Below are 12693 nucleotides of genomic sequence, written 5' to 3'. Positions count from 1 at the left end.
CCAGGGCAAAGCGTTACCGGTTCACCCCTTGAGTGGGTAATTGGCGGATCCCTTTGAGGCACGGGTGGGTCATTTTGGTGCATCCCGCTGAGGCCCGATTTAGCGTAGCTCAAATATTTGCCTGCCTCGAAAGGGTGCGTGCTTTTTTCGCTCAGTGGCCTCAACGCTCCCGCATTCGCCGTGAAGCCTTGGGCATTCGAAGGTATGCTGAGCACCTGAAATTGACCTGCCGAACGGAGTGCCGCGTGTTCGCCTTAGACCAACGCCTGCAACAAGACACACTGGCCATTGGAGACTTTCCGCTCTGCCGCCTGCTGCTGTCCAACGACGCCAACTACCCGTGGTTCATCCTGGTGCCACGCCTCGACGGTATCAGCGAAGTGTTTCAACTGGATGTCGCCGATCAACACCGGTTGTGGCAAGAGACGACCACCCTGGCGCAGTTGCTCAATGAAGGGCTGGCCGCCGACAAAATGAACATCGGTGCGCTGGGGAATGTGGTCAGCCAGTTGCACGTGCATGTCATTGTGCGCAAGCGTGACGATGCGGCCTGGCCGGCACCGGTCTGGGGCAAACACCCGGCACGGCCTTATACCGATGAGCAAGTGGCGGCGATTCGCGGCCAATTGCGCGGGTTGTTACCTGCCGACTTCATCTTTACCCAGGACTGAATCATGGACCTGCAAGACCGCGTTACCGATCTGGAAAGTCGCCTGGCGTTCCAGGACGATACCATCGAGACCCTCAATGACATTCTGGTCACCCAGCAGCGTGCGGTTGAACGCCTGCAGATGCAGATGACGGCGCTGCTCAAGCGCCAGGAAGAAATGGGCGGGCAGTTCGAGACCTCCGAAGAAGAAGCACCACCGCCACATTATTGATAGCCACGGCATTAATGGCCGCACATAAAAAAACCGCGATCCGGCTCAGCCGGATCGCGGTTTTTTATGCGCTGCGGGTAGGAATCAGCGACGCGGCAGGGCCGCAATCACGTCTTCGGCTTGCAGGCCTTTGTCGCGGTTCATGACGGAGAACTCCACGCGCTGGCCTTCGACCAGGACGCGATGGCCTTCGCCACGGATAGCCCGGAAGTGGACGAAGATATCGTCGCCCGAATCGCGGGAAATAAAGCCGAAGCCTTTGGACGTGTTGAACCACTTGACGGTCCCGGTATCCCGGTTGGTCATGTCGTAGTTTTGCGACGCCGCAGCAGGCGACGAACGGTAGAAGCTGATGGCCAGGTGAAGAACGATGGCGACCACAGCAATCACCAGGCTGAGCAGGATGGCCGGGTGGCCGCCCACTTCAGGCATAGGTGCCAGGAGGGTGAGGGTTTGCACGACAACGGTCAGTACCAGCAGCGCGCTGACCAGGTTTTGCAGTTGATGACGCGTGCCTTTGTTCCAGTAAGGGATTACCGGTGCGAGCGTCAGGTTAAGAAGGCCGAACAAGGCCAGGTACAGGGCGTCATGTTGTTCCAGGTACGGCAGGCTTTCAGGCTGCAGACTCGGAATAAAGGACAGCAGCAAAGCTGCAACGCCCGTCAGGAGGTGGACGATTTTCAACATTTTGATTAACTCACGTTAAGACGGATCACAAGGAAGAGCTGACTGGCACGGTTCGCTTCTGAACAATGGGAGGCGTTGGGCACGTGCGCGGGTATCAGCCTATGTGGTGTCCCGCAGAAATGAACGGTAACCACACGCCGCCTATTTAACAGCAAAGGCTGTGCCTACTCAAATCAAGCATTTCGGGGCGTTGCAAGGGCAATAGCATTTCTGCGTAAAACACTTGTCCTAGACGGGTGCGGCTGTTTTGCGCGACATTTAGAGGCTTTCTCGCTGTGCAAAGGCTTTGTCGGCCGAGCGGGGCAATTTGCCGCATCTCACCCGGCCGGTGCCGGGCTGCACACCGCCGGCACTCTTGCTAGAGTGGTCCTGCACCTGATCAATGAATGTTCGTCAATTGAAGGGGAAAAACATGGCAATCGATATTGGTATCAGTGAAGAAGACCGTAAATCCATCGTCGATGGGCTTTCACGGCTGCTGTCCGATACCTATGTACTGTATTTGAAAACCCACAACTTCCACTGGAACGTCACGGGCCCCATGTTTCGTACGCTGCACTTGATGTTCGAGGAGCAGTACAACGAACTCGCACTGGCGGTGGACTCCATTGCCGAGCGTATCCGTGCCCTGGGCTTCCCGGCACCGGGAGCCTATTCGATCTATGCCCGGCTGTCTTCGATCAAGGAAGAAGAGGGCGTGCCCAGCGCCGAAGAGATGATCAAGCAACTGGTGGCCGGCCAGGAAGCCGTCACCCGCACCGCGCGCGGTATTTTCCCATTGCTCGACAAGGTCAGCGACGAGCCGACCGCCGACCTGTTGACCCAGCGCATGCAGGTTCACGAGAAAACCGCGTGGATGCTGCGTTCCTTGCTTGAAAACCAATAAAAGCACCCCCTGAGCGGCGCCTTCCTGGCGCCGCTCGCTTGTTTCTCCGCATTTCCTGGCGTTGTCCTACAACTTTCCAATCCGCGTCTTCTGGCTGCTCCTCTCGCCCTGCTGTTTTATAGGCCCACTGCCCAATGGGAGAAACCCATGGGCTGCTGTTTGGCAATGGAGTGTCAGGTGTATGTCACGCGGAGTGGGTAATGGAGTGATGGAAACCGCCGGTTTTCACAAGATAAAGGTCGACCCCTTTGCCAAAGGGTTCGACATGGGACTGGCCAAGCCATTGTCCCGGTCGGTCAGGCTCAATGGGTTTTCCACCTGCCTGCGTCTTGAGCAGATCTATTGGAATATCCTCACGGAGATAGCCAGGATCAATGCCTGTTCAGTCAGCGCGTTGCTGTCGTATGTCGATCGGGAAGTGCATTTGCGTTACGGGGGAGTGAAGAACTTCAGCGGGTTGGTGCGGGTGGTGTGCGTGGTCCACGTATTAAAAGATCGTGTCAGCGCCACGGGCCTGGATTAATCCGCCGGTTGCGAAGCGGGCCCACCGTCAAGGCGGGCCAGGCTTCGGGCAGAAAGCCGGCTGCGCTGTGTCGATTTACCAGATATAATCCCGCGCTTTGCTGCGCGCCCCGGCTTATCCACAGGGTGGGCGTGGCGCAGTTACGATCTGATCGCCGAGACATCTCCATGCCCATGTACGATTATCAATGTGCTTCCTGTGGTCATCAGTTGGAAGCCATTCAGAAGATCAGCGCCGCGCCGCTGGTCGATTGCCCTGCCTGCCAGGCACCTGAGCTGAAGAAGATGTTGTCCATGCCGGGCTTCCGCCTGAGCGGCGGCGGCTGGTATGAGACCGACTTCAAGACCGGCGCCAAGAAGAATCTGGCGGGCGGCGACAAAGCAGACTGAGTTGAACTCTACGCGCAGGCTCCTGCATTATCCGTCCCCTGCTTAACTGTACGGTGACGAGGCGAGCCTCCACCGAATTTCGAATTACGAGAAGTGAAACCACTACCATGATGCGCAGCCACTATTGCGGCCAACTGAACGAGACCCTGGATGGTCAGGAAATCACCCTTTGCGGATGGGTTCACCGTCGCCGCGACCACGGCGGGGTGATCTTCCTCGATATCCGTGATCGTGATGGTCTGGCCCAAGTGGTGTTCGACCCGGACCGCGCCGAGAGCTTCGCCGCCGCCGACCGCGTGCGCAGCGAATACGTCGTTAAAATCACCGGCAAGGTGCGCCTGCGCCCGGCCGGTGCTGTAAACGCCAACATGGCCTCCGGCGCCATCGAAGTGCTGGGTTATGAACTGGAAGTGCTGAACGAGTCGGAAACCCCGCCGTTCCCACTCAATGAATACTCCGACGTGGGCGAAGAAACCCGCCTGCGCTACCGCTTCCTGGACCTGCGTCGTCCGGAAATGGCCGAGAAGCTGCGCCTGCGTTCGCGCATGACCACCAGCATTCGCCGCTTCCTCGACGAAAACGGCTTCCTCGACGTCGAAACGCCGATCCTGACCCGGGCCACCCCGGAAGGTGCGCGTGACTACCTGGTGCCGAGCCGTACCCACGCCGGTTCCTTCTTCGCATTGCCGCAATCGCCGCAGCTGTTCAAGCAACTGCTGATGGTCGCCGGCTTCGACCGCTACTACCAGATCGCCAAGTGCTTCCGCGATGAAGACCTGCGCGCTGACCGCCAGCCGGAATTCACCCAGATCGACATCGAGACCAGCTTCCTCGATGAAAAAGAGATCATGGGCCTGACCGAGCAAATGATCCGCAACCTGTTCAAGGAAGTGCTGGACCTGGAATTCGGCGAATTCCCGCACATGACCTTCGAAGAAGCCATGCGCCGCTACGGTTCCGACAAGCCGGACCTGCGTATCCCGCTGGAACTGGTGGACGTGGCCGACCAGCTCAAGGAAGTCGACTTCAAGGTGTTCAGCGGCCCGGCCAACGACCCGAAATGCCGCATCGCCGCCCTGCGCGTGCCTGGCGGCGCGAGCATGCCGCGCAAGCAGATCGACGATTACACCAAGTTCGTCGGCATCTACGGTGCCAAGGGCCTGGCGTACATCAAGGTCAACGAGCGCGCCAATGGCGTTGACGGCCTGCAATCGCCGATCGTGAAAAACATCCCGCTGGACAACCTGAACGCGATCCTGGACCGCGTCGGTGCTGTCGATGGCGACATCGTGTTCTTCGGTGCCGACAAGGCCAAGATCGTCAGCGAAGCCCTGGGCGCGTTGCGCATCAAGCTCGGCCACGACCTGGACCTGCTGACCTGCAAGTGGGCGCCGATGTGGGTCGTCGACTTCCCGATGTTCGAAGAGAACGACGACGGCAGCTTCAGCGCCTTGCACCACCCGTTCACCGCGCCGAAGTGCTCGCCTGAAGAGTTGGAAGCCAACCCGGCCGGCGCGCTGTCGCGTGCCTACGACATGGTGCTCAACGGCACCGAGTTGGGTGGCGGTTCGATCCGTATCCACCGCAAAGAGATGCAGCAAGCGGTGTTCCGCCTGTTGGGCATCAACGAAGCGGAACAGGAAGAGAAGTTCGGCTTCCTGCTCGACGCTCTGAAGTACGGCGCGCCGCCGCACGGTGGCTTGGCGTTCGGCCTGGACCGTCTGGTGATGCTGATGACCGGCGCCCAGTCGATCCGTGAAGTGATCGCCTTCCCGAAAACCCAGAGTGCTGCGGACGTCATGACCCAGGCACCGGGCGTGGTGGATGCCAAGGCGTTGCGCGAACTGCACATCCGTCTGCGCGAGACGCCGAAGGCTGAGTAAGGCTGCGGCGTGAAAGCGCGATAAAGTTGTACGCAGTCAAAAAGGCGCATCTTCGGATGCGCCTTTGCGTTTAAAAGAGGGAATTCCTGCCTGGGGCGGGATTGATAAGGTTTCTAGAGAATTTTCGGAGTTGTGTTATGGCTGGCCATTCCAAGTGGGCGAACATCAAGCACCGCAAAGAGCGTCAGGATGCCAAGAAAGGCAAAATCTTCACCAAGTGGATTCGCGAACTGACCGTCGCCGCCCGCCAAGGCGGTGGTGACCCAGGTTCCAACCCACGTCTGCGCCTGGCGCTGGACAAGGCTTTGGGCGCCAACATGAGCCGCGACATCATTGATCGCGCCGTGGCCCGTGGTGCCGGCGCTGCCGATACCGACGACATGGTCGAGCTGAGCTACGAAGGCTACGGCCCAGGCGGCGTGGCGGTGATGGTCGAGTGCATGACCGACAACCGCAACCGCACCGCGGCCGCCGTGCGTCATGCTTTCAGCAAATGCGGCGGCAACCTGGGCACCGACGGCTCGGTGGCTTACCTGTTCGAGCGCAAGGGGCAGATCACGTTCGCCCCCGGCACCGATGAAGACGCTTTGATGGAAGCGGCCATGGAGGCAGATGCCGACGATGTGGTGACCAATGAAGACGGTTCCATCGATGTGTTCACCTCGTTCGCGGGCTTCTACGCCGTGCGTAACGCCCTGGAAGCGGCTGGTTTGAAAGGCACCGACGCAGAAATCGTGATGCTGCCGACCACCAGCGCCGAACTGGACCTGGACGGCGCGCAGAAAGTGCTGAAGATGCTGGACATGCTCGAAGACCTGGATGATGTGCAGAACGTCTACTCGAATGCCGACATCCCGGAAGAAGTGGCAGCACAGCTAGTCTGAGGGATGATGTAGATCAAAATGTGGGAGCGGGCTTGCTCGCGAAAGCGGTGTTTCAGTCAACTCATATACGGACTGACAGATCGCTTTCGCGAGCAAGCCCGCTCCCACATTGGATCTTCTCTGTTTAAGAAAATGTGTTTACCCAACCCGCAGGCGTTATGACTTTAATCCTAGGTATCGACCCCGGTTCGCGCATCACCGGTTTTGGCGTGGTGCAACACACCCCGCGTGGCTGCGTCTATGTCGCTTCGGGCTGCATCCGTACCGGCGCGGGCGAGTTGGCCGAGCGCCTGCAGATTGTGTACCGCGGCGTGCGTGAAGTGATCCAGACCTACGGGCCGGTCACCATGGGTATCGAAAAGGTCTTTATGGCCAAAAACGCCGATTCTGCCTTAAAGCTCGGCCAGGCCCGTGGCGCTGCTATTGTGGCCGGTGCGGAGGAGGGCATGGAAATCGCCGAATACACCGCGACCCAGGTCAAACAGGCCGTGGTCGGCACCGGCGCGGCGAATAAAGAGCAGGTGCAGATGATGGTCATGCACATGCTCAAGCTCACCTCAAAGCCGCAAATCGACGCCTCCGACGCCCTGGCCATCGCCATTTGCCATGCGCACACGCGTTCCAGCCTCTTGCCGCATGGCTTGGGCACCGCACGCAGTCGTGGCGGGCGGCTGCGTCTCTGATAGCATCAGCGCAATCGTAATTTCCGGTCAGGCCGCGTTCTGACCCCAAGCTTTAAGGATCTGAACCGTGATTGGACGCTTGCGCGGCACCCTGGCTGAGAAACAGCCGCCGCACCTGATTCTGGATGTAAATGGGTTGGGGTATGAGCTGGAAGTGCCCATGACCACCCTGTATCGCCTGCCGTCGATTGGCGAGCCGATAACATTGCACACGCATTTGGTGGTGCGCGAAGACGCGCAATTGCTCTATGGTTTCATTGGCAAGCGCGACCGCGACTTCTTTCGTGAGCTGATTCGCCTCAATGGCGTGGGGCCCAAGTTGGCGTTGGCGTTGATGTCGAGCCTGGAAGTGGACGAACTGGTACGCGCGGTTTCGGCCCAGGACACATCAGCGTTGACCAAGGTGCCCGGTGTCGGCAAGAAAACCGCCGAGCGCCTGCTGGTCGAACTCAAGGACCGTTTCAAGGCCTGGGAAGTGGTGCCGAACATGTTTGCCCTGGTACCGAACCAGCCGGACATGCCGGCCGGCCAGGTCGCCAGTGCCGAAAGCGATGCGGTGAGCGCGCTGATTTCCCTGGGCTACAAGCCCCAGGAAGCCAGCAAAGCCGTATCGGCCATCAAGGACAAGAACCTGAGCAGCGAAGACATGATCCGCCGAGCCCTGAAGGGAATGATTTAAGTGATTGAAGCTGATCGTCTGATCGCGGCCACCGGCCCGCGCGACCGAGAAGAAGTCCAGGACCGCGCCATCCGCCCCGTCAGCCTTGCCGACTACATCGGCCAGCCGACCGTGCGCGAGCAGATGGAGCTGTTTATCCAGGCTGCGCGTGGGCGCAACGAGTCCCTTGATCACACGTTGATCTTCGGCCCGCCGGGCTTGGGCAAGACCACCCTGGCCATGATCATCGCCCAGGAGATGGGCGTGTCGATCAAGTCCACCTCCGGCCCGGTGCTGGAGCGTCCGGGCGACCTGGCCGCACTGCTGACCAACCTTGAGCCCCACGACGTGCTGTTTATCGACGAGATTCACCGGCTGTCGCCGATCGTCGAGGAAGTGCTGTACCCGGCCATGGAAGACTTTCAGCTCGACATCATGATCGGCGAAGGCCCGGCAGCGCGCTCGATCAAGCTCGACCTGCCGCCGTTCACGCTGGTCGGCGCCACCACGCGCGCCGGGATGCTGACCAACCCGTTGCGAGACCGTTTCGGCATTGTTCAACGTCTAGAGTTCTATAGCACTGCGGATCTTGCGACCATTGTCAGCCGTTCGGCGGGCATCCTGGGGTTGCCGCTGGACCCGGAAGGCGCGTTTGAAATCGCCCGCCGCGCCCGTGGCACGCCGCGTATCGCCAACCGCTTGCTGCGTCGTGTGCGCGATTTTGCCGAAGTACGGGCCAAGGGGCATATCACCAAGGCCGTGGCGGATTTGGCGTTGAACCTGCTGGATGTGGACGAGCACGGCTTCGATCACCAGGATCGACGTCTACTCTTGACCATGATCGAGAAGTTCGATGGCGGCCCGGTCGGAGTGGACAGCCTGGCAGCGGCCATCAGTGAGGAGCGCCATACCATTGAGGATGTGCTGGAGCCGTACCTGATCCAGCAGGGTTACATCATGCGTACGCCAAGGGGCCGCGTGGTCACGCGCCACGCCTATTTGCATTTTGGGTTAAACATTCCGTCACGATTGGGCGAGATGCCTGTAGTAGACGAATTCCTTGATGCAGTGGACGATTAATAACGCCACGCCAGACGATTTATCTGAAGTTTGTGCTGTCCTAGTGGCTGGTGTCGTCATTCAGTCGTTAGAAATGCTGAATAGAATGCAAAAACAGTTGCCCAGCCGGATTGGCAACCTGAGGAGTAAGCACTAGAGTATGCGCGCGCAAAACGGGGATCAGTCGTTCGCACATCGCTGTCGCGTTTATTACGAGGACACCGATGCCGGCGGCATCGTTTATTACGTCAACTACCTCAAGTTCATGGAGCGGGCTCGAACCGAGCGGCTACGGGAGCTGGGCTTTGCCCAATCCCAGCTGGCAGGGGAGGACCTGTTATTCGTCGTGCATTCCAGCGAGGCGCGCTACCACGCACCGGCGCGACTGGACGACGAATTGCTGGTCAGCGCTGAAGTTATCGAATTGAACCGTGTCAGCCTGCGCTTTAAACAGCAGGTCAGGCGGGCAACGGATGCAACGCTGCTCTGTGAGGGGCAGTTCCTGGTGGCCTGTGTGCGCACCAATAGTTTGAAACCCCGGGCCATTCCCGAAGCTCTACGTGCGGCCTTTGCCCACGTAAGCGGCGCGGGTAAACAATCAAAGCAGGAGATTTAGCGTGGAACCTACCGTCGTCGACCATTCCTCCATGTGGAGCCTGGTCAGCAATGCCAGTGTTGTGGTTCAACTGGTGATGCTGGTCCTGGTAGCCGCATCGGTTACCTCTTGGGTCATGATTTTTCAGCGCAGCAACCTGCTGCGTGCCGGTCGACGTGCCCTGGAGAGCTTCGAGGAGCGCTTCTGGTCGGGTATCGACCTGTCCAAGCTGTACCGCCAGGCCGGTAGCAACCCGGACCCGGATTCGGGCGTAGAGCAGATCTTCCGCGCCGGTTTCAAGGAATTCTCGCGCCTGCGCCAGCAACCGGGTGTTGACCCCGAAGCGGTCATGGAAGGCGTGGCCCGCGCCATGCGCGTCGCGATCTCCCGTGAAGAAGAGAAGCTTGAGCAAAGCTTGCCGTTCCTCGCTACCGTCGGTTCCGTGAGCCCGTACATCGGCCTGTTCGGTACCGTGTGGGGCATCATGAACTCCTTCCGTGGCCTGGCCCAGGCGCAACAAGCCACCCTGGCCACCGTGGCCCCGGGTATCGCCGAGGCTTTGATCGCCACCGCGATCGGCCTGTTCGCCGCTATTCCCGCAGTAATTGCCTACAACCGTTTTGCCGCCCGTGGCGAAACCTTGATCAGCCGTTACTACACCTTCGCCGATGAATTCCAGGCGATCCTGCACCGTAAAGTGCACACCAGCGAAGAATAAGCAGGTAATTTCCAATGGCTTTAATCGCTCGAGCTCGCAAAAAGCGCAAGCCGGTCGCCGAGATGAACGTAGTGCCTTACATCGACGTGATGCTGGTGCTGCTGGTTATCTTCATGGTGACCGCGCCGATGCTCAATCAGGGCGTGAAGGTTGATCTGCCCAAGGTTTCCAGCGAAGCCTTGCCGCAAGACAACAACACTCAGGTCCTGACCATTTCGATCAAGGCTGACAAGACCTATTACTGGAACCTTGGCAGCGAAGTCGACACCCAGAAACAGCAGGACAAGGCCATGACCTTGCCGCAGATGACGGACGCCGTGACCAAGATCATCCGGTCCGGCAACGAAGGCGGCAAGCACACGCAAGTGTTCATTCGCGGCGACAAAGTGGTCGACTATGGCTCCGTCATGGGCGCCATGGGCGGGCTGCAGAAGGCCGGCGTGGGTAACGTTGGCTTGATTACCGAGGCGCCCTGATGCAGCAACAGCGAGAGCCGTCCGCCTCGGAAAGCTACTTCTGGCCTAGCGTCTGGGCAATTGCCCTGCACGTCCTGGTGTTCGGCATGCTGTTCGTCAGCTTTGCCATGACCCCGGACCTGCCGCCAGCCAAGCCGATCGTGCAGGCGACCCTGTATCAGCTGAAATCGAAAAGTCAGGCCACCACCCAGACCAATCAGAAGATTGCGGGTGAAGCCCAGAAGTCGGCTGCGCGCCAGACCGAAGTCGAGCAGATGGAACAGAAGAAGGTCGAGCAGGAAGCGGTGAAGGCTGCTGCGGAACAAAAGAAAGAAGAGGCGGCTCAAAAGGCCGAGGAATCGAAAAAGGCTGACGAAGCCAAGAAAGCTGACGAGGCCAAAAAGGCGGATGAAGCCAAGAAAGCCGATAAAGCTGCCGAAGCTAAAAAGGCTGAAGAGAAACAATTGGCTGATATAGCCAAGAAGAAATCTGAAGAAGAAGCCAAAAAAGCTGCCGAAGAAGAGGCCAAGAAAAAGGCCGCTGAAGAGGCCAAGAAGAAGATAGTCGAAGACGCGAAGAAGAAAGCCGCCGAAGACGCCAAGAAAAAAGCTGAAGCAGACGAGGCGAAGAAGAAAGTCGCCGACGACGCGAAGAAGAAAGCTGCCGCCGACGCCAGCAAGAAAAAGGCCCAGGAAGCAGCGCGTAAATCCGCCGAAGAGAAAAAGGCCCAGGCCTTGGCAGATTTGCTCTCCGACACGCCGCAGCGTCAGCAAGCCTTGGCCGATGAACGTGGCGATGAAGTCGCAGGCAGTTTCGACGACCTGATTCGGGCACGGGCAGCGGAAGGTTGGACACGTCCACCTTCGGCACGTAAAGGCATGACAGTAGTGCTGCAGATCGGCATGTTGCCGGACGGTACGGTGACTTCGGTCAGCGTGGCCAAGTCCAGTGGTGACGGTTCGTTCGACAGTTCGGCGGTTGCAGCGGTCAAGAACATTGGCCGGTTGACCGAGATGCAGGGAATGAAACCAAGCGACTTCGCTCCCTATCGTTCATTCAAGATGACATTCACACCTGAGGATCTAGCCTTGTGAGAAACCTTCTTCGAGGAATGCTTGTCGTTATTTGCTGTATGGCAGGGATAGCGGCGGCGGATGAAAAGAACATCCTGGTCACCAGCGGTAGCGATCGGGCCACCCCGATCGCGGTAGTACCGTTTGGCTGGCAGGGCGGCAGCGTGCTGCCGGACGACATGGCCCAGATCGTCAGCGACGACCTGCGCAACTCCGGCTACTACGCGCCGATTCCAAAAGGCAACATGATCAGCCAGCCGACCCAGGCCAGCGAAGTCATCTTCCGTGACTGGAAAGCCGTAGGCGCCCAGTACCTGATGGTCGGCAGCATTACGCCGGCCGGCGGTCGCCTGCAAATCCAGTACACGTTGTTCAACGTGGCCACCGAGCAGCAGGTCCTGACCGGCAGCGTATCGGGCACCGCCGAACAACTGCGGGACATGGCGCATTACATCTCGGACCAGTCGTTTGAAAAACTCACCGGTATCAAGGGGGCGTTCTCGACACGTCTGCTTTATGTAACGGCTGAGCGTTTCTCCGTAGACAACACGCGTTACACCCTGCAGCGTTCGGACTACGACGGCGCCCGCGCCGTGACCTTGCTGCAGTCCCGTGAGCCAATCCTGTCGCCGCGTTTTGCGCCGGACGGCAAGCGTATTGCCTACGTGTCGTTCGAACAGCGCCGCCCGCGCATTTTCGTGCAGCACATCGACACCGGTCGTCGTGAGCAAATCACCAACTTTGAAGGCCTCAATGGTGCCCCTGCGTGGTCACCGGATGGTTCGCGCCTGGCCTTCGTGCTGTCCAAAGATGGCAACCCGGATATTTACGTGATGAACATGGCTTCGCGCCAGATCAGCCGTGTAACCAGTGGCCCGGGTATCAATACCGAACCGTTCTGGGGTAAGGATGGTTCGACCATCTACTTCACCTCCGATCGCGGCGGCAAGCCTCAAATCTACAAAACAAGCGTAGGTGGCGGTGGCGCAGAACGCGTGACCTTTATTGGTAACTACAATGCCAATCCTAAGCTTTCGGCCGATGAAAAGACGTTGGTGATGATTCACCGTCAGGATGGTTTCACTAATTTCCGGGTTGCGGCCCAGGATTTGCAGCGTGGAACGGTAAAAATCCTCACAGATACCAACCTTGATGAGTCAGCCACTGTTGCGCCCAACGGCACCATGGTAATCTACGCCACCCGCCAGCAGGGCCGGGGAGTCTTGATGCTCGTGTCCATTAATGGACGCGTAAGGCTCCCGCTTCCTACCGCACAAGGCGAAGTCAGAGAACCGTCCTGGTCCCCTTACCTGAACTGA

The 12693-nt window shown here is 59.0% G+C and carries 16 protein-coding genes; 15 read left to right on the top strand and 1 reads right to left on the bottom strand.

Features of this window, described 5'->3' with window-relative positions:
• Positions 1-245 precede the first annotated feature (245 nt).
• Positions 246-671 carry an HIT domain-containing protein gene (locus BLV67_RS22510; RefSeq protein WP_065930441.1) on the top strand — a complete coding sequence of 142 codons (426 nt, stop codon included), beginning with the start codon at positions 246-248 and terminating at the stop codon, positions 669-671.
• A gap of 3 nt (positions 672-674) precedes the next feature.
• Positions 675-881, top strand: a complete 207-nt coding sequence (locus BLV67_RS22505) for a SlyX family protein (RefSeq protein ID WP_017139805.1) — start codon at positions 675-677, stop codon at positions 879-881.
• An 84-nt stretch (positions 882-965) separates the two neighbouring features.
• Here BLV67_RS22505 and BLV67_RS33510 read toward each other — a convergent pair whose 3' ends face one another.
• Positions 966-1568, bottom strand: coding sequence for a cold-shock protein (locus BLV67_RS33510; RefSeq protein WP_003193875.1), 603 nt, complete (start codon positions 1566-1568; stop codon positions 966-968).
• Positions 1569-1980: 412 nt separating this feature from the next.
• On the opposite strand from BLV67_RS33510, the gene BLV67_RS22495 reads away from it, so the two are divergent.
• The 13 genes from BLV67_RS22495 (at position 1981) to tolB (ending at position 12693) form a co-directional block, all read left to right on the top strand.
• Positions 1981-2454 carry a Dps family protein gene (locus tag BLV67_RS22495; protein WP_003193874.1) on the top strand — a complete coding sequence of 158 codons (474 nt, stop codon included), beginning with the start codon at positions 1981-1983 and terminating at the stop codon, positions 2452-2454.
• 181 nt (positions 2455-2635) lie between these two features.
• A complete protein-coding gene (locus BLV67_RS22490; protein ID WP_058422738.1) occupies positions 2636-2977 on the top strand; it encodes a ribbon-helix-helix domain-containing protein in 342 nt (113 codons plus the stop codon).
• Between the two features lie 167 nt (positions 2978-3144).
• On the top strand, positions 3145-3366 hold the full coding sequence (locus BLV67_RS22485) for an FmdB family zinc ribbon protein (RefSeq protein WP_017139808.1): 222 nt from the start codon (positions 3145-3147) through the stop codon (positions 3364-3366).
• Between the two features lie 107 nt (positions 3367-3473).
• On the top strand, positions 3474-5249 hold the full coding sequence (gene aspS / locus BLV67_RS22480; RefSeq protein ID WP_056858570.1) for an aspartate--tRNA ligase: 1776 nt from the start codon (positions 3474-3476) through the stop codon (positions 5247-5249).
• A gap of 137 nt (positions 5250-5386) precedes the next feature.
• Entirely contained in the window at positions 5387-6133 is a 747-nt protein-coding gene (locus tag BLV67_RS22475; RefSeq protein WP_069788151.1) for a YebC/PmpR family DNA-binding transcriptional regulator, read from the top strand.
• Between the two features lie 158 nt (positions 6134-6291).
• On the top strand, positions 6292-6816 hold the full coding sequence (gene ruvC / locus BLV67_RS22470; RefSeq protein ID WP_024077147.1) for a crossover junction endodeoxyribonuclease RuvC: 525 nt from the start codon (positions 6292-6294) through the stop codon (positions 6814-6816).
• Positions 6817-6883: 67 nt separating this feature from the next.
• A complete protein-coding gene (gene ruvA / locus BLV67_RS22465; RefSeq protein ID WP_056858571.1) occupies positions 6884-7495 on the top strand; it encodes a Holliday junction branch migration protein RuvA in 612 nt (203 codons plus the stop codon).
• Positions 7496-8554: a Holliday junction branch migration DNA helicase RuvB gene (ruvB, locus tag BLV67_RS22460; RefSeq protein WP_017139814.1), complete on the top strand. Its 1059-nt coding sequence runs from the start codon at positions 7496-7498 to the stop codon at positions 8552-8554.
• A gap of 139 nt (positions 8555-8693) precedes the next feature.
• Entirely contained in the window at positions 8694-9149 is a 456-nt protein-coding gene (ybgC, locus tag BLV67_RS22455; protein ID WP_065930443.1) for a tol-pal system-associated acyl-CoA thioesterase, read from the top strand.
• 1 nt (position 9150) lies between these two features.
• A complete protein-coding gene (gene tolQ / locus BLV67_RS22450) occupies positions 9151-9846 on the top strand; it encodes a protein TolQ (protein WP_003209819.1) in 696 nt (231 codons plus the stop codon).
• A gap of 23 nt (positions 9847-9869) precedes the next feature.
• Positions 9870-10322: a protein TolR gene (gene tolR, locus BLV67_RS22445; protein WP_161630238.1), complete on the top strand. Its 453-nt coding sequence runs from the start codon at positions 9870-9872 to the stop codon at positions 10320-10322.
• A complete protein-coding gene (gene tolA / locus BLV67_RS22440) occupies positions 10322-11395 on the top strand; it encodes a cell envelope integrity protein TolA (protein ID WP_056858573.1) in 1074 nt (357 codons plus the stop codon). The genes tolR and tolA overlap by 1 nt, the downstream gene beginning before the upstream one ends.
• Before the next feature lie 17 nt (positions 11396-11412).
• Positions 11413-12693: a Tol-Pal system beta propeller repeat protein TolB gene (gene tolB / locus BLV67_RS22435; RefSeq protein WP_032865998.1), complete on the top strand. Its 1281-nt coding sequence runs from the start codon at positions 11413-11415 to the stop codon at positions 12691-12693.

This window comes from Pseudomonas salomonii, assembly GCF_900107155.1.
Lineage (GTDB): Bacteria > Pseudomonadota > Gammaproteobacteria > Pseudomonadales > Pseudomonadaceae > Aquipseudomonas > Aquipseudomonas salomonii.
This window is presented reverse-complemented; position numbering and strand designations above follow the sequence as displayed.